At 66.2% G+C, this 17029-nt stretch carries 15 protein-coding genes; 13 read left to right on the top strand and 2 right to left on the bottom strand.

Annotated features, from left to right (window positions below):
- The first annotated feature begins 43 nt into the window (after positions 1-43).
- From QCE64_RS36020 to QCE64_RS35970, 11 genes are all read left to right on the top strand, one after another.
- On the top strand, positions 44-631 hold the full coding sequence (locus QCE64_RS36020) for a hypothetical protein (RefSeq protein WP_310009109.1): 588 nt from the start codon (positions 44-46) through the stop codon (positions 629-631).
- Positions 632-1334: 703 nt separating this feature from the next.
- On the top strand, positions 1335-3803 hold the full coding sequence (locus QCE64_RS36015) for a DUF2169 domain-containing protein (RefSeq protein WP_309932512.1): 2469 nt from the start codon (positions 1335-1337) through the stop codon (positions 3801-3803).
- On the top strand, positions 3800-4873 hold the full coding sequence (locus QCE64_RS36010) for a pentapeptide repeat-containing protein (RefSeq protein ID WP_310009106.1): 1074 nt from the start codon (positions 3800-3802) through the stop codon (positions 4871-4873). Before QCE64_RS36015 ends, QCE64_RS36010 begins: the two co-directional genes overlap by 4 nt.
- Positions 4874-4891: 18 nt before the next feature.
- The gene (locus tag QCE64_RS36005; protein WP_309921909.1) at positions 4892-5554 is read left to right on the top strand and encodes a DUF3540 domain-containing protein; all 663 of its coding nucleotides are present in this window, start codon (positions 4892-4894) and stop codon (positions 5552-5554) included.
- Positions 5555-5570: 16 nt separating this feature from the next.
- On the top strand, positions 5571-5960 hold the full coding sequence (locus QCE64_RS36000) for a PAAR-like domain-containing protein (protein ID WP_309921911.1): 390 nt from the start codon (positions 5571-5573) through the stop codon (positions 5958-5960).
- Positions 5961-5973: 13 nt separating this feature from the next.
- The gene (tssJ, locus tag QCE64_RS35995) at positions 5974-6486 is read left to right on the top strand and encodes a type VI secretion system lipoprotein TssJ (protein WP_309921914.1); all 513 of its coding nucleotides are present in this window, start codon (positions 5974-5976) and stop codon (positions 6484-6486) included.
- Positions 6487-6493: 7 nt separating this feature from the next.
- Positions 6494-7870, top strand: a complete 1377-nt coding sequence (tssK, locus tag QCE64_RS35990) for a type VI secretion system baseplate subunit TssK (protein WP_309921916.1) — start codon at positions 6494-6496, stop codon at positions 7868-7870.
- Between the two features lie 57 nt (positions 7871-7927).
- Positions 7928-9184 (top strand): type IVB secretion system protein IcmH/DotU, encoded by a 1257-nt coding sequence (gene icmH / locus QCE64_RS35985; RefSeq protein WP_310009104.1) that lies wholly within the window; start codon positions 7928-7930, stop codon positions 9182-9184.
- Positions 9181-12729, top strand: coding sequence for a type VI secretion system membrane subunit TssM (gene tssM / locus QCE64_RS35980; protein ID WP_310009102.1), 3549 nt, complete (start codon positions 9181-9183; stop codon positions 12727-12729). The genes icmH and tssM overlap by 4 nt, the downstream gene beginning before the upstream one ends.
- 38 nt (positions 12730-12767) lie before the next feature.
- Positions 12768-13664: an FHA domain-containing protein gene (locus tag QCE64_RS35975; protein WP_310009100.1), complete on the top strand. Its 897-nt coding sequence runs from the start codon at positions 12768-12770 to the stop codon at positions 13662-13664.
- A 19-nt stretch (positions 13665-13683) separates the two neighbouring features.
- Positions 13684-14511, top strand: a complete 828-nt coding sequence (locus QCE64_RS35970; protein ID WP_310009098.1) for a peptidase — start codon at positions 13684-13686, stop codon at positions 14509-14511.
- A gap of 11 nt (positions 14512-14522) precedes the next feature.
- Here QCE64_RS35970 and QCE64_RS35965 read toward each other — a convergent pair whose 3' ends face one another.
- Complete coding sequence (locus tag QCE64_RS35965) at positions 14523-14993, bottom strand: hypothetical protein (protein ID WP_310009096.1); 471 nt, start codon at positions 14991-14993, stop codon at positions 14523-14525.
- A 239-nt stretch (positions 14994-15232) separates the two neighbouring features.
- Here QCE64_RS35965 and QCE64_RS35960 point away from each other — a divergent pair, with 239 nt between their 5' ends.
- Positions 15233-15412: a hypothetical protein gene (locus tag QCE64_RS35960; RefSeq protein ID WP_310009094.1), complete on the top strand. Its 180-nt coding sequence runs from the start codon at positions 15233-15235 to the stop codon at positions 15410-15412.
- Positions 15409-15741, top strand: coding sequence for a hypothetical protein (locus tag QCE64_RS35955; RefSeq protein WP_310009092.1), 333 nt, complete (start codon positions 15409-15411; stop codon positions 15739-15741). The genes QCE64_RS35960 and QCE64_RS35955 overlap by 4 nt, the downstream gene beginning before the upstream one ends.
- Before the next feature lie 1083 nt (positions 15742-16824).
- Here the strand turns inward: QCE64_RS35955 and QCE64_RS35950 are convergent.
- On the bottom strand, positions 16825-17029 hold a 205-nt coding region (locus QCE64_RS35950; RefSeq protein ID WP_310009091.1), incomplete at its 5' end, for a hypothetical protein.

Raw genomic sequence — 17029 nt, 5'->3', positions numbered from 1 at the left:
CACCACGCACACCACAGCCGGCTCACACACCATCGAAGTGGGCTTGCCGCTCGCTTCGGGCGACAGTTCGACTTCGCCGCCGCCATCCGGCGCGCAACGTCTGTTACAGCAGCAAGCCGGCGCAGGCTCAGCCGGTCAATTTCAGCAGGCGATGGCCGCACGACGAGGCAAGCGCGGCAAGAAAGCCCATGCCCGCAGCGAGATGCAGCAATCGACCGCACCTTCGGGTCCGGTCGGACAACTGCTGCAACAGGTCCCGGCCGTCCTGCAGGACTTTTTCACCCCGCAGCTCGATGGCCACGCATTCAACCTGACGGTGAACGGAAATGAAAACACGCTCATCGCGGGCGAGTCGTCGTCCCTCGTGCTCGGCATCGTCAACGACGTCATCGGTGGCGCTGAGAACCGCCTCAACATCGGAAACAAGCTCGATGTCATCGGCGGGACGCTCGAAGAACTCCACACGCTCGACGTCAGTGCAAAGGGAGCCGAGGTGTCGAATACCGGCTCCGTCGTCGAAAACACGGGAAGCGAGGTCACGTCGACCGGCTCGTCCATCTCGACCGTCGGATCAGAGGTGTCGACTACGGGATCGTCGGTTCAGACCGTCGGTTACGAGGTCAAGTTTTGAAGCCGGTCCGACCAGGAAAGAAGACGCGCAATGAAGGTCATGAAACTCACCTGGATGATGCTGCGGATGCACCCTTGTCGCGTCGATGCGACCAGAAGTTCGTCCCCCGGCATCCCGGGCATACGCGCATGCCGGGCGTGAAGATCGCAGCAACCATGCGAACCGTTTTGAAAGTTCCGTCACCAGAGCTCGACCCAGGCAGTCGGCCGACAGCGTTCGGGAATAACACAATGCAGTGTGCGTAATCCCGTCAGGATGACAAAGTTTCGCAACACGTTTGTTTGACTAACTATCCGATTATCAAAGAGCGACATGACCCAGATTGTGATGGCCTGCAGCCAAGCATTTGAGCCCGGCACACTCAGTTTCCGTTCCATGACAGGAAACGAAGCACTCGACCTCCCTGACCTTCGGGGTCGCCAACAACGTCATCACTGGCGTCGAGAACCGCCTCAGCATCGGCAACAAGCTCGACATCATCGCCGGGACGCGTGAACAGTTTCACGCTGTCAACGTCAGCATCCGGGGCGTCGAAGTCGCGGCCCGGGCCTCCTCCTTCGAGACCAAGGGGGCCGAATTCAAGGCGACCGGCTCGTCCATCTCGACCCTTGGCTCATCGATATCGAGCACTGGGTCGTCGATGCGTACCGCCGGTTACGACATGAAGTTCCGACACTGGCATTACCTTGAAAGAAGACGCGCAATGAAGATCATGAAACCAACCCGGCTGACGGTGCTTACGCGCCCTTACCGTCATCAGGGCAATGAACTGCTGGGCGTTGCGGTGGCCTGCATGGCAACGCTGGGCGACGCCCCGCGCGTCCTCGGAGAGCAGACGCTGTGGAATACGGTCGGTGCTGAACTGGCCGGCCAGACGCTGGATCTCGGCTTGCCCAAACGGCATCCCGAGTATCTGGCGACCGCCTGGGCCTACGGCACGCATTGCGACAAGCAGCACGCCTGTGAGGTGGCTCTGCGGGTCGCGCAGAGCAACAAGCGGGTACGTGTCACCGGCGACCGCGTCTGGCAGGACGGCCGGCCCCGGCCGGCTGCCCCGTTCGAGCGCATGCCGCTCGACTGGACGATGGCGTATGGCGGCCCGGCCTATCCGCAGAATCCACTCGGCCTCGGCCATGAGACCGAGACCCAGGCACAAGCTTCGTCACGCAAGCTGCCGAACCTCGAATACATCGATGACCTCATGACGTCATCGGACGCACCGGTGCGCAGCGCCAGCTTCGCACCGGTGCCCTCTTCCTGGCCGCAGCGTCGCGCGCTGTACGGCGAAGTCGACGATACCTACATCGAAGAAGATTTTCCGGGCTATCCGCGCACCATGGATGCCGCGTACTTCAACATCGCGCCCGCCGACCAGCAGTTCCCCGACCTGAGCGCGCTGCCCGCCGGGTGCGACTATGAACTCGTCAACCTGCATCCCGAGCGCGCGCGCATCGCGGGCCGGCTGCCGGCGCTGCACATGCGCGCCTTCGCCTGGCACACGAACACCGCTCCGGGCCGCGAGATTCCGCTGCGGCTCACGACGCTCTGGTTCCTGCCGCACATTGAGAAGGTCGTGATGATCTATCACGGCGTGATGGCCATCCGCACCTTCGATGCCAGCGATATCGCCTGCCTGATGCTGGCCGCGGAGACCGCCGGCCAGCCGCGTCCCGTCGCGCACTATGAAGACATCCACACGCGCCGGCTCGATCCGCGGCGCGGCGTGCTGTACGCGATGCGCGACGGCGATCTGTTCCCGGAAGACCTTGCCGCGAGCGGCGACTCGGCCTGGACGCCGGGCGAACCGAACGCGATGGCCCGCCAGTTCCTCAACCGTCTCGAGCGCGAATCGCAGGCGCTCGGCGCGCCGGCGGCTCCGCCCGCGACGCCCATGCCCTCGCGTCCCGAGCAGCTGGTCGAATACGTCGAGCAGACCGAGAAAGACGCGGAACGCAGAACCGCCGACCTGCGCAAGCGCGCCGATGAGATCCTCGCGGACCTGCGTCCGCCCGCTGCCGCCGAGCCCGCGTCGCCTCCGGCGCTGCCGGAGTTGCCGGGAGCGGTCATCGATCCGTCGCTGCTCGCCATGCGCCGCACGACGCAGCTGAAGTCCGCGCACTTCCGGCCCGCGCCGTCGCAGCCCGTCGCGGGTCAGACGGCCCACGCGGCCAGCAGGCGCGCCTGGGTGACGCAGGCGCTTGCGCAAGGCAGATCCCTGATCGAAGCCGATCTCGCCGGAGCGGACCTGTCGGACCTCGATCTCTCCGGTGTCGATCTCTCGCGCGCCAGCCTCGAAGGCGCTGACCTGAGCGGCGCGATCTTCATCGGCGCCTGTCTGAAGGAGGCCAATCTGGTGCGCGCAACGTTGCGCGGCACGCGCCTCTCCAACGCCGACCTGAGCGAAGCCAATCTCTCGCTCGTCGAAGCCGAGTCCGCCGATTTCCGCGAGGCCTGCCTGCGGCGAAGCGTGATCGAACAAGGCAATCTCGAACAATGCGATTTCTCGGGCGCGACGCTCGACCGCACGCAGTTCAGCAAGGGACGGTTCGGCACGAGCGTCTTTTGTGACGCGCGCATCAGCGACGTCGTCATGATGGATCAGGAGATCGGCCAGGCCGATTTCAGCCGCGCGGTCATCCGCAAGTTCGTGTTGTTCCGCTGTCCGTCGCAGACGCTGGACTTCAGCGGGGCGGACATCATCGGTCTCGGCCTGACGGAATCTCCGGTCGAACAGCGCCTGTGCTTCAACGGCGCGCGCCTGCACAAGGCGTGCTTCCTCCAGTGCGGCGCGCTGCACGCGAGCACCTTCGCCGATGCAGAACTGGTCGAAGTGAACCTGCACGCGGCCGATCTCGCCCGCAGCGACTTCACGCGCGCCCGCATTGCCAACAGCGATTTCTCGAGCGCCGACCTGCAAGCCTGCACGTTCCTCGACGCCCGCTTCGAGCGCGGCTATCTGGTCCGTGCCGACCTGCGTCTGGCGAGCCTGCAAGGCGCCGATCTGATCGAGGCCCTGCTGCGCGCCGCCGATCTGCGCGGCGCGGATCTGCGCGAAGCCAATCTGTTCCGCGCCAATCTGGGCGACGTGTTGATCGACGACACCACGCGTCTCGACGACGCCTATCAGGAGCGGGTCATCTGGTGTCCGCGCGCGCGTCCGGAGGCTGCATGATGGATCGGCTCGGCCTTGAACAGCAGGTGCGCGACGGCATGCCGGTGAGGGCGTTGTCGCTCGAAGGCGCTGCGTTGCAAGGCATGGATTGCGCGGGCGGCGTCTTCGAGCGGGTGGATTTTCGCGCCGCGAACCTGACGGGCGCACGGTTCGCCGATTGCGTGTTCGATCACTGCCGCTTCGGACACGCGGTGCTGGCCGATGCGCGCGTGACGGGCAGTCAGTTCCTGAATTGCGACATGGAGCAGGCCGACTGGTCCGCCTCGACCCTGCAGAGCGTCAGCTTTGTCGATTGCCGCGCGCCGCACGCGCGCTTCACACGGGCCGCACTCGACAGCCTGAATGTCCTGAAGGGCGATCTCGCGGGCAGCGTCTTCGATCATGCGCGCCTCGCGCTCAGTTTCTTCGACGAAGCCAACGTGGCGGGCGCGAGTTTCAACGCCTGCACGTTGCACAAGGTGTTCTTTCATCGCGTCGACCTGCGCCAGACGCCGTTCCGCGAAGCGTCGTTCGACAACGCCATCTTCGCGGAATGCAACCTGAGCGGCCAGGCCTTGAGCGGCCAGACGCTGCTGCGTTGCCAGTTCATCGAATGCGACATGAGCGAGGTCTGCTTCGAGAACGCGCATCTGCCGCACACCGGTTTCCCCGGCTCGCTGCTGGCAGGCGCGCGCTTCGACGGCGCGCGCGCAGCCTCGGCCTGCTTCTATCGCGCCCGGGCCGAGCGCATCCAGTGCCGCGACGCCGACATGCCCGGCACGATCTGGAGCGAGGCGCGCATCGATCACGCCGACTTCTCGCGCGCGCAGCTGCGCGGCAGCCAGTTTCACAAGGCGCAAGGGCGCGCGGCCCGCTTCGACGCAGCCCGTCTCGAAGCCGTGGATTTCACGGGCGCGACGCTGCACGACGCCCGCTTCGACGACGCCAGCTTCGAGCGCACGCTGTTCCATCGCGCGGAGTCGGAAGAACGGCCCTGGTCGGACAAGGAAGGCGCCCGCGACGCCGACGAAGAGCTGTACGCAGCCGAACAATGGTCGTCCCGGCGCGCCAGCCGGACGCCCGCCGCCTGATAACCGGAGAACCACTCAATGAGCAATCCTGCCAACCTGTTGACCCAGCAGCACATCGAAGCCCAGTGGCCGCGCATCGGCCGTGTCCAGCAGCTCGACGACGACGGGGCGACCGTAGGCGTCGCGCTCGACGGCGAAGTGATCGCCTGCCAGCCCGCGTTCAGCTGCCTGCTCGCGCCGGCTTGCGGCGACACCGTGCTGGTCACGCGCGAACGCACGCACGGGCATTTCGTGATCGCCATCATCGAGCGGCCCGGCGACGCGCCCGCAACGCTGCGCATGGCCCGCCCGATGATCGTCGAGGCCGAGGGCGGCCTGCGGCTGTCGAGCGCGCGCGATATCGAACTCGACGCGGCACAGCGCTGCGCCATTCACGCCGACCACATGACGCTCGATAGCGCGCGCGCCGAGCTGCATACGCAGACGCTGTCGCTGCGCGCGACGGTGGCGCAGGCGAGCGCGCAGACGTGGCGCAGCGTGACGCGCTCGCTGGAAACGCTGGCCGATCACATCGTGCAGGTCTGCAAGCAGAGCTTTCGCACCTGCGAAACAGTGGATCACGTGCGCGCCGCGCAGATCGATCACGAAAGCACGGAGCTCATGCGGCTGCACAGCCGCAACGTGCTGCTGAGCGCCGAACATCTGTCGAAGATCGACGGCGAACAGATCCATCTCGGTTGAACCCAGGGGAACCCACATGGTGATGGTGAATTCAAGCGCGGGCGGCGGCAACGACTCGGTGTCGGTCAACAAGACGCCGCCGGTCGGCACGCCGGCGGGCTACGACAACAACTCGCAGCGCGCGTCCGCACAGCCCAACGTGACGAACGTGATGGTCGGCGGCGGCTTCGCGCACAACATGGGCACCACGATCCCGGCATCCAACGGCGATCAGGGCGGCGCGCAGGGCGGCGTGGCGTCGGGCTCGGTCTCCGCTTCATCACGCAATTCGCGCGGCGCGAACACGGTCTTGCTGCAAGGCATGCCGACCACGCGCATGACCGATCCCACCTTGCAGAACAACGCCAACACCACGGGCACCGGCAGTTCGCCCAGCCAGACCAAAGTGCTGAACATGGCGTCGTGACCCGGGAGCATCCATGAAGAACCGATTCGCACACCGTGCGGTCTGCGTCGTCGCGGCCATCGCGATGTGCGGATGCGCGTCCACCCAGCGCGACATGGACGTGCCGTACGAGATCACGCTGCACGTCGCCGACGACGCGAATCTCGGCGTGACCGGCAAGCCGTCGCCGATTCTCGTCGGCCTCTACGAACTCAAGTCGACCGGGGCCTTCGAAGCGGCCAGCTTCCCGACGCTTCAGGACCGCGCCAAGGACGCGCTCGGCGAGGACCTCGTCTTCACGCAGCAACTCATCATGCAGCCGGGCGAAACCAGGACGCTCCGCCGCCCGGGCGGCGCGCTCGCCACGCAACTGGGCATCGTCGCGGGGTATCGGCTGATCGACAAGCGTCTGTGGAAACAGACCGTGGCGCTCGCGCCGCCGAAGAGCACCAACCTCTACAAGGTGTGGCAGTTCTCGCCCCGTACCGAAAAGATCGCCGTGGAAATCACCCGTCAGAGCGTGACGGTCACGCTCGACAAACGTTGAAGACATCATGAACAACACTATCCGGGCGCGCGAATCATGGATCGATCACAGCAAGGTCGTGTGGTCCGAAGGCATGTATCTGCGGCCCCAGCACTTCCAGCAACTCGAACGCTACGTCGAGCACTACGTGCAGCACCGCAGCGCGGCCGGCGCGTCGCCCTTCTTCTGGGGTCTCGCCGATCTCGAACTCGATCACGGCGCGCTCAAGATCGGCAAGATCGCGTTGTTGTCGGCGCGGGGCGTGTTGCCTGACGGCACGCCGTTCTCGTTCCACAGCGGCGAGGACGCGCCCGCGCCGCTCGACATTCCCGCCACGCTGCGCGACCAGCGCATCGTGCTTGCCGCGCCGCTGCGCCAGCATGGCGCCGTGGACGTGATCTACGAGGACAGCCAGGGCTCGCTCGCACGCTATGTCGCGCAGAACACCGAGCTGGCGGACAACGTCGCGGTCTCGCTCGGACCGGCGGCCGTGCAGCTCGGCAAGATGCGCCTGCGCCTGATGCCCGAGTCGGAACTCGGCGCAGACTGGCAGGGCATCGGCGTGGTGCGGGTGCGCGAGCGCCACCCGGACAACCACGTTTCGCTCGACCCGGACTACATCGCGCCGATGCTGTCCGCGATCCGCCATCCGGTCCTGACCGGCCTCGTGCGCGAACTGCATGGCCTGCTCGAACAGCGCGGCGCGCTGCTCGAACAGCGCCTCAAGCGTTCCGGGCGCGGCAGCGTCGGCGAAGTGGCGGACTTCCTGCTGCTCGGCCTCGTGAACCGCGCGCAATCCGAAACCTGGCACGTGCAGCAGGCCGGCATGCAGCATCCGGAAATCCTGTTTCGCGACTGGCTCAGGCTCGCCTGCGATCTCAGCACCTTTACCAGCCCGACGCGGCGCCCGGTGGTGTGGCCGGTGTATCGCCACGACGACCTGCAAAGCTCGTTCGGCCCGCTGATGCTCGAACTGCGGCGTTCGCTGTCGAGCGTGATGGAACAGAGCGCGGTGGCCATCGAGTTGCAGGAGCGCGCGCAACGCGTCTGGGTGGCCCGCATCCCGACGCCCGAGCTGCTGCGCCGCGCCGCCTTCGTGCTCGCGGTGCGCGCGGACCTGCCCGCCGAAGCGGTGCAGACGCGCTATCCGGCGCAGGTGAAGATCGGGCCGGTCGAGCATCTGCACAATCTCGTGCATCTGCAACTGCCTGGTATCGGACTGCGCGCGCTGCCGGTCGCGCCGCGCCAGATTCCCTATCACGTCGATCACCACTACTTCGAACTGGACTCCAGCTCGGAACTGTGGGGCCAGCTCGAAAAGTCAGGCGGGCTCGCGCTGCATGTCGCGGGCGACCTGCCCGGACTCTCGATGGAATGCTGGGCGATCCGCAGTCAGGACCGCTAGCCCGGCGCGCCGCCCCGATCCACTCTTCACCGACTTCAAGACGCTATGGCAGAAGCAATGGCACTGACGCCTCCGGATACGGTTGCGTCGCCGGAAGCCCCGGCACGCGGCGGCACCCCGCTGCTCGCAACCGCAAACAGCCTGCTCGATACGGCTATCCAGATCCGCATCGGCGGGCCTGTCGAGCTCGAGGCCTTGCGCACCTATCTCGTCAGCGAGATGCATGCATTCCAGGAACGCGCGACGCTGCTGGGCATTCCCGTCGAGACGATCATCGGCGCGCGCTATTGCCTCTGCACCGTGCTCGACGAGGCGATCGCGCTGACCCGGTGGGGCGGCGAAGGGCGCTGGTCCACGCACAGCCTGCTCGTCACCTTCCACAGCGAAACCTGGGGCGGCGAGAAGTTCTTCCAGTTGCTGGCGCGGCTGTGCCAGAACCCGGGCGCGCATCTCGACCTGATCGAGTTGCAGTACTACTGCCTGCAACTGGGCTTCGAAGGCCGTTACCGCGTGCTCGACCAGGGAGAAAGCCAGCTCGACGGCATCCGTCAGCGGCTGTTGCGGATCCTGCGCACGCAACGCGGCGAGTACGGCGCGCTGCTGTCGCAGCATGCGCTGCCGGACAAGCGCATCGCGACCGGACGGCGCGGCCGCGTGCCGGTGTGGGTCTGGCTGATCGGCGCGGTGCTGGCGACGGGCGGCATGTACACGGCGTTCAAGAGTTCCGCCGATCGTCGCGGCGACGTCGTCGCGGCCGCGATCCGCCATGCGCGGCTGCCGGACATCGCCGCGCCGAGCGCCAAGGCGCCGACGGCGGCGAGCCTGCTGCAGGGCCTGTGCCGCCTCGGGCTGATCGAGGTCAAGGATCTGCCCGACCGCAGCATCGTGACGATTCACGGCGACGGCCTGTTCGCGTCGGGTTCGGCCAACGAGAAGGACGCGTACCGGCCGGTGCTGGCGAGCATCGCAGGGGCGCTGAACCAGTTGCCCGGCGACATCGTCGTCAACGGCTTCACCGACGACCAGCCCATGCACACGCAGGAATTCCCGTCGAACGACGCGCTCTCGCTGGCGCGCGCCCGGCGCGTCGAACAGATGCTGCTGGTGAACGGTTTGTCGGCGACCCGGCATATCACGGCGGCGGGGCTCGGCGACGCGAATCCGATCGCGTCGAACGACACGGCAAGCGGCCGGTCGCGTAACCGCCGCGTGGAGATCGTGCTGATGCGTGCAGCATCCTCACAGGTCGGCGACACACCGGGCGGCGATCCGCGAAACACGCAGGACAGCACACCCCAGGGAGCCGCGCAATGAGCTTTTTCCAACGAATCAGGAACGCGCTGTTCAGCCGCGAAATGGCGGTGACGATTCTGGTGTTGATCGTCGTCTGGCTCATCTGGAACGACTTCTCGCTCATCGCCATCGGCAATGCGCATCCGTTCGAGACGCCCGAGGCCCGCGAGTGGCTGATCGCCGCCGTGCTGCTGATCTGGGCCATCTGGCTGTGCTGGCGGCTCGGCTGGATCGTCGCCCTCGCGCGGGCCTGCGGACGCACGCGCACGCGCTGGGTCGAACGCGCCGAAGTGGTGCGGCAACGGCGCGTGCCGCTCGGCGAGACCGAAAAGCGGCTGCGCGATGCCCTCACCGTGCTCAGGCGCGGCACGCACGAGCGCGGCAAGCCGTGGCGCGGCTGGCTCGACCGGCTCACCGGCCATTACGTCTACGCGCTGCCCTGGTACGCGCTGCTCGGTGCGGACGGCGCGGGCAAGACCTCGTTCATCCGTGAGGCCGGGCTGGCGCAGCCGAAGTCGTCCGGGCCGGCTTCGCCGCTCGAAGACTGCTCGTGGTGGTTCGGCAACCGCTGCGTGCTGGTGGACGTGCCGGGCAGCTTCCTCGCGCCCGCCGACGGCGCCGCCGAGCGTTTCCCGCTGATGCGTCTGCTGCGGCGGCATCGCGCGGATCAGCCGGTCAATGGTGTGATCCTCGCGCTGCCCGTGGACGACCTGATGCACGCGGACGAACGTCACTGTCTGGAGCTGATCGCCCGGCATCGCGCGCGTCTCCAGCGCATGCAGGAAGAAGCCGGGATCGTGTTGCCGGTGTATCTGGTCGTGACCAAGATGGACCGTCTCGCGGGCTTCGCCGAAACCTTCGACGCCTTGACGAACGAAGCGCGCGCGCAGGTGTGGGGCTGGACGCGTCCCGCCGATCCGGGCGCGGCGCCGGACGTCGCCTTCGAAAGCGGACTCGCGGCGCTGGTCGACCGCCTGAACGATGGCCTCGCCGATACCCTCGCCCGCGAACCCGACGTGCGCAGGCGCCAGGACATCTATCTGTTTCCGCAGCAGTTCGCCGCGCTCAGGCCACGGCTTGCGTTGTGGTATGGGGAACTGTCGCGTCACTCGAAATACGAAACGAATCTCGCGGTACGCGGCGTCTACTTCACCAGCGCGCAGCAAGGCGGCAAGCCGCTCGACCTGGTGCTCGGCGAACGGCGCGAACGGCTGGGGCTGGCGGCGGATCAGGCCATGCCGGCGCTGGCGCCGCGCCACGGCAGCACGTTCCTCGCGCGGCTGCTGCCGGACGTGTTGCTGGAGGAAAGCGCGTGGGCCGGCCGGAACCGCGCGCAGACCGTCAGGCGCATGCTGATGCACGGCGGGGCGCTGCTCGCCACCGGCCTGGCGCTGACCGTGCTGGCCGCGCTCTGGACCAACAGTTATCTGTCCAACCGGACCTTCCTGCGCGATGTCGCCGGGCACACGGCCGATCTCGATCACTACAGCGGCGCGCCACTGGAAGTGCCCCCCGGCGATGTCACCGCGCTCGCGCCGCTGCTCGAAATGGAACGTGCGTTGCCGGAGAGTCCGGCCATCGACGTCGAGAATCCTTCGACGCTGAGTCACCGCATGGGGCTGTACCAGGGCGACAAGATCGTCGATGCAACCGGCGATCTCTATCGGAAGACCTTGCGGGAGAAGCTGCTGCCGGTGGTCTCGGTGCGCATCCACGACATCCTCGCGGGCGCGCCGCCCGCCGACCTGGAATTCACCTACGACGCGCTGAAAGCCTATCTGATGCTCTACGACCAGAAGACCTGGGATCCCGAATTCCTCGCCGCCTGGCTGCAGCTGAACGTCAACCGCGCGCTGCCGGGCAACACGACGAAGGAGGCGCGTTCGCTGATCGACGGCCAGCTCGCGGATCTCGTCGCACTTGGACCGCTCGCCTCGCCGTTCCCGGTCGACAACACGCTCGTGAGCACCGTGCGCAGCCGCCTGCTGCAAATGCCGTTCGCGCAGCGCACCTACCACTACCTGCGCCGCAAGGAGATGGACGCCATCAAGGCGCCGGCCATTTCGATCGCCTCCGCCGGCGGTCCGGAAGCGAGCCTCGTGCTGACCCGCAAGAGCGGCCGGCCCATCACCGAAGGCGTGCCCGCGCTGTTCACCGCGAGCGGCTACTGGGAGCACATCAACAAGGACATCGACGATGCGGTCGAGCAGATGCGCCGCGAGGATCACTGGGTGCTCGGCGTGCCCACCGACGCCGCCGGCCAGGAGAGCGGCGATTCGCGCCGCCAGTTGATCGACGCGGTCAAGCGCCAGTACTTCGGCGACTTCATCCAGACCTGGGACGACTATCTCGGCGACATCAAGGTCGTGCCGAGCCAGTCGCTGGTGCAGAGCATGCAGATTGCCCGCACGCTGTCCTCGCGCGACTCGCCGCTCAAGCTGTTCTTCACGGCAGTGGCCCGCCAGACCGATCTGCTGGACGGCCACGGCGCGCAGGTCCGGCGCGATACCGGACGCATTGCCGAGCGCATCGGCGAGGCGCGCAGGTCGCTGGCGCAGATGTTCGGCGACGAATCGTCGCCCACGGGCAGGAGTTCCGGCGAGCGGCCCGAAAGCATCGTCGACGATCATTTCGCGTCGCTCAGGCATCTGGTGCTCACCGGCGACGTGAACGACAAGGGCCCGGCGCCGATCGACGACGTGCTGAAGACCATCGACGGGCTGTATCAGTATCTGGTGTCGGTGAACGGCGCGGTGGACAGCAACAACCCGCCGCCCCAGACCGATGTGTTCAACCGGCTGAAGGCCGAGGCCGGACGCATGCCGTCGCAGATGCAGGGGATCGTCAACGACGTCTCAAAGACCGGCGAGGCGCAGGTCAACGGCATGATGAAGCGCGACCTGCGCAAGAGCGCCTACTCCAGCGTGGGCGCGGTGTGCGCGCAGACCATCGCGGGACGCTATCCGTTCGCGCGCAATTCGAACCATGACGTGGCGAGCAGCGACTTTTCGCGGATGTTCTCGCCAGGCGGACTGATGGACGACTTCTATCAGAAGAACCTGACGCACGGCATGACGACGAGCGCGGACACGGCGTCGTTCAACTCCGATCCGGGCGGCGGCTTCGCGGCGTCGTTCCGCAATGCGTCGATCATCCGCAACGTGTTCTTCGCGGGCAACGCGGCTTCGATGTCGTATGGCTTTTCGATCACGCCGCTCGACCTCGATCCCGCGATCACGGAGTTCGTGCTCGACGTCGGCGGGCAGAGCATGCGTTACGCGCATGGCCCTCAGATCCCCGTCAACATGCAGTGGCCCGGATCGCGCAGCGAAGTGGTCAGCCTGCAGGTGGTGACGCCGTCGGGCGCGTCGGGCATCCGCGCGCAGGGTCCGTGGGCGCTGCAACACCTGTTCGATCAGGCGAGCATCGTGACCAACGGCAACGCGGACGGCTTTGTCGCCACCTTCACGGTGGACGGTCACAAGCTGTCGATGACGATTCGCAGCAACAGCGCATACGACCCGTTCTTCCTGCCGCAGATGAAGGCCTTCGCATGTCCGTCGTGAACGCCTTGCACCACAGCACCACTGATAGCGAGTCCCTCATGCGACCTCTCAGACTGACCGCCATTGCGTACGACAACAAGATCCTGACGTCCCGCCTGAGCGCGACCTGCGATGCCGACGGCGCGGGCATCGGCCGGGCGGACGGCAACCTGCTGATCCTGCCCGACGAAGCCTCGCGGGTCATCGAGCGGCACGCGGTGCTGCATCACGACGACGGCTGGCATATCGAGAACCTGGGGCCCGCTGCGAGCGTGGCGCTGAACGACCGGCCGCTCGCGGCGGGCGAACGGGCGGGCATCGCGCCGGGCGATCGCATCGCGGTGGGCCCGTACACGCTGCTCGCCAGCGACGCCGCCCCGGCCAACTGGAATCTCGCGCCGGCTGCGCCCGCCGCGGAAACCGATGCCACGGCCAAGGACAGCACGCTGACCAGCCTGACCGGCACGGCCCTGCCGGACCTGCTGGATCTGCCTTCCGACCCGCTGCTGCTGTTCGCGCAGCAGGACGGCGTGAACCGCACGCTGCTCAGCGGCCCGGACGATCCGATGGGTATGCCCGGTCTGTCGGAGTTCGGCGCGCCGCTGTTCGCCGAGCGCTCGGGCGGGCGCAAGTCCGAGTACTCGCGCACAGCCAGCCTGGACGACGGCGCGATGCACTACGACAGCCACTTCGGCGCACTGCATCCGTATGAGGGCGAGGCGCCCGCGTCGCCTTCGCCTTCGCCGTCCTCGCGGAACATCGAGGCGACGGCGGACGTACGTGGTGTCCCGGCGGAACTGTCGCGCTGGATCGAACTCGCCCGCGCCCTGGCCGCCGGCGGCGGCTGGCAGGCCGAGCAGGCGTTGCCGCCCGCGCGGCTCACGCCGGAACTGATGCACACCGTGGGCTCGCTGCTGCGTTACCTCGAGTTCCGCACGCGCGGCGATCGCCAGTGAACGTCCTCAAGGAGATTTCATGACCTACTGTGTGGCGATCAGCGTGGACGACGGCCTCGTGTTTCTCTCGGACACGCGCGTCAGCGCGGGCGTCGAGGAGGTCGCCGAGGCGCGCAAGATGACCGTGTTCGAAACGCCCGGCGAGCGCGTGCTGGTGCTGCTCGGCGCGGGCAGTCTGGCGCAGACCCAGGCGGTCGTCGACCTGCTGAAGGACGCCTGCGACAACGGCAGCACGTCCCTGTTGACGGCGCCGACGCTGCGCGCGGCTGCCGGCATGGTCGCCGATGCCGTGCGCGCCGTGCATCGGCGCGAGACGTCGGCACTGGAGGCGTTCGAGCTCGACTTCAACTGCAGCTTCATTCTCGGCGGCCAGATCCGCACGCATGCCGCGACGCCGCCCGCCCGTTCACCCGCCGCCGGCGAGCCCGCCGCACCACCCGACCCGCAGCTCTTCATGATCTATCCGAGCGGCAACACGGTGTGCGCGTCGGCCGCGATGCCGTATCTGCAGATCGGCGAGTCGCGCCATGGCCGTCCGCTGCTCGACTGGGCGTTCACGCGGCGCGCGCTGTCCCTCGACGAAGCCGCCAAGTGCGCGTTGCTCTCGATGGATGCAACCCTGCGCGCGAATCTCTCGGTGGCCTATCCGCTCGATCTGCTGGCTTACGAGCGCGACACCTATCGCGTGGACCGGTTCACCTCGCTGGACCAGCATCACGACTATCCGCGCAACTTGCGGCGCGCGTGGTGCGAGCGCGTCGATGCGGCGCTCAAGGGCATGCCCTCGCTCATCTGGGGCGAGCCCGAAGGCGTACCGCGCGCGCGCAAGGGAAGACGCGCGGGCTGAAGCATGCCCGCTCAGCGGAACCGTCCGAGCAGGCCCACGTCGGCGGCCATGCGGGCGCAGGCGCGGATGTCGTCGAGTCCAAGCTTCTTCTTGATCGATTTGTACAGCCGATAGACCTGCCGCTGCGTCACGGAAAGATCGGCGGCGGCATGGCGCGCGTCGCCGCCGCGCCGGATCCACTCGAGGATGATGCGCTCGGAGTCGCTGAGCCCGTACTGCAAGGTCGCCGTGCGGCTGAAACGGATCGACGGCCAGTCGAGCAGTTCCTCAGCCAGGCCGCGCAGTTCGCGTTGACCCTGCCAGATCCGCTCCTCGCCTTGCGGCGAGGGCGCATCGGATCCGACGTGCAGAAGGCCGAACACGCGGCCGTTGCCGCCGCCGCGATTGGCGGGAAAGAAGACGTGGTTGAGCAGTCCGTGCTGATGGGCCTCGGCGCCCAGCCAGGAACCGCCCGACCCGGCGAACGTGCCGAGGCCGCGCACCGGAAAATGCTCGTTCCTCGCATATTCCAGCACCATAGATTGCTGAAAACGGCTCAAATCCTTGCTGGGTAAGGGATTTAGCCCGATTTGGAGGCGTCACAAAAGCACGCAAAACAGCGTATTTCCGCTTGATTAATCAACAACTTGCAACATCGTTTTTAACGGTGGAGCCCCAGCGAAGTAGCCTTCGATTACCGGATATACTGTGCATCCATACAGTGTTTCGGAAGGTGGCAACAATGGCAGCGACGTCGATGTGGTGCCCGCTCTGCGCAAGGCGGCTCGGGCGCGACGAGTTCCAGCCGGCGGTCGGCGACGCGCCGAACCGGTGGATGTGCGGCGACTGTGACTGCGTGGTCAACGAGCACGACGACGAGTACGAGCAGCCCGACTGGATCGAGCGCGCCGAAGTGTCGTGAAGCCGCTGGCGCCGAACCCGCCCACCCTCGACGAGCTTCGGCAACTATGGTTGAAGCGGCGGCCCGAGATCGAAGATCTGCGACGCCTGATCCGGGAAGTGCAGCACGCGCGCATTCGCCTCGACGAAGTGCGGGCGTTATTGGCCGAACACGACAGGAAGCTCCGTCACCTAGGCCTGGACGATTTGCGCGACAAGCACTCGCCTTTCCGGAAAGCCGAGCGACTGGTCCTGCTGGAAATCGAACGTATCGGGACGATCGACGACGCGCCGAAGCGGCCAGAGCCAGGATCGCACGCGGTCATGGAGCGCCATTCCAGCACGTTCTGAGGCAATGTAACCGCCCGTGCAAAAGCGGTCCGCGCTTTCTCTCACGACATGTGGCAATCTACGTCTCGATAATTCATCGACGGGGTCCCGTGGACAACATATCAAGGCGGATCATTGACTGTCATCGCATGATCGATGCGCAATGCGAGCGCCTCGCGTGCCAGATAAAGAGTGGCCAGTCGACAGAGGCGTCGCGAACGGTGCTCTACTGTCTCCAGCAAAGTCTACGAGCCTTGGAGCAATCCTCTCGGGCTTTCGAACGAGAAGCCAAGCAGGCACAGGATATACGGCAAGCTCAAGACGCCTGGCGCAGAATGAGCAAGTAGACGCCGGCCAGTGCAGGGACCGCCTCCCAAGGCGCGCCGGCGTTCACAGAATCGAAACGCAGAATTTCACCGTTGAGATTGCGTTGGTGGCAGCAGCGTCCATACTTCAGAAGGACGCTTGCATGGCGTCTGGTTGCATTCAACCCCTCATAGCCCGGCTAACCACCGGGCTTTTTTTTGCCGCATTGCAACACCCTTTCCGACAGTTAAGATTCTTCTCACGGGATAGACAAATGCTAGACTTAAGCGTTACGTAAGGTCTTGGATAGTAATCTCCGCCCTCACAGGTCTTGGCTATCCTCGGTAAGCCAAGTTTGCCGGCACCGGTGACGGAGCCGGCTTCTTTTCACACGCAGGGCGCGGACCGCGCGCGAGAGCATCTATGGAAAGCGATGGGATCGGAGCGATCCAATACTGCATATCGTGCGGATCATCGTTTTTCCTTTCTGGCGAAGCGGTCGCATCCCCTCAATGTCCGATCTGTAGCTCGCATGCGCTGTTGAAGGTGGCGGCCCAAATAAAGTTTGGTCATGCCGCCAATGACCCGCATGCGGAACCTGACGCAGATGACTGCTCCTGAGACCCGCCCCCCTTATTTGAGGGACAGTTTTTCGCGACCGCCAGATAGTGCGCCAAGACTTGGCGCTTTGTCTCGAGCGTCTCGGCCGCGCTGGCAGTGATCGGCTTTACCCAGTCGCACGCCGTGTCAACGATCTTCGTCGAACCGGCGCCGGCAGATGCCCATACACAGGTTCAGTCATGACGGAATGGAAGCGTTTCGCTCGGCGCGGTGGCAGCCCGCGCGAGCCACATCAACATCGCCTGTTCTCGTTGTGATCGGAAGGGGCGATACCGGCTCAGCGGATTGATCGCCGAGTACCGCGAGGACTTCGCTATGACAGATCTCGGGGCCGAGCGGGCCGTCTGTCCAAGGCGCACCGCCGCCGCGCAGCATGAGCGAT

Source organism: Caballeronia sp. LZ043 (assembly GCF_031451075.1).
Taxonomy (GTDB): domain Bacteria; phylum Pseudomonadota; class Gammaproteobacteria; order Burkholderiales; family Burkholderiaceae; genus Caballeronia.
Note: the sequence above shows the minus strand (reverse complement) of the source record. Positions and strands in the feature narration are given on the sequence as shown.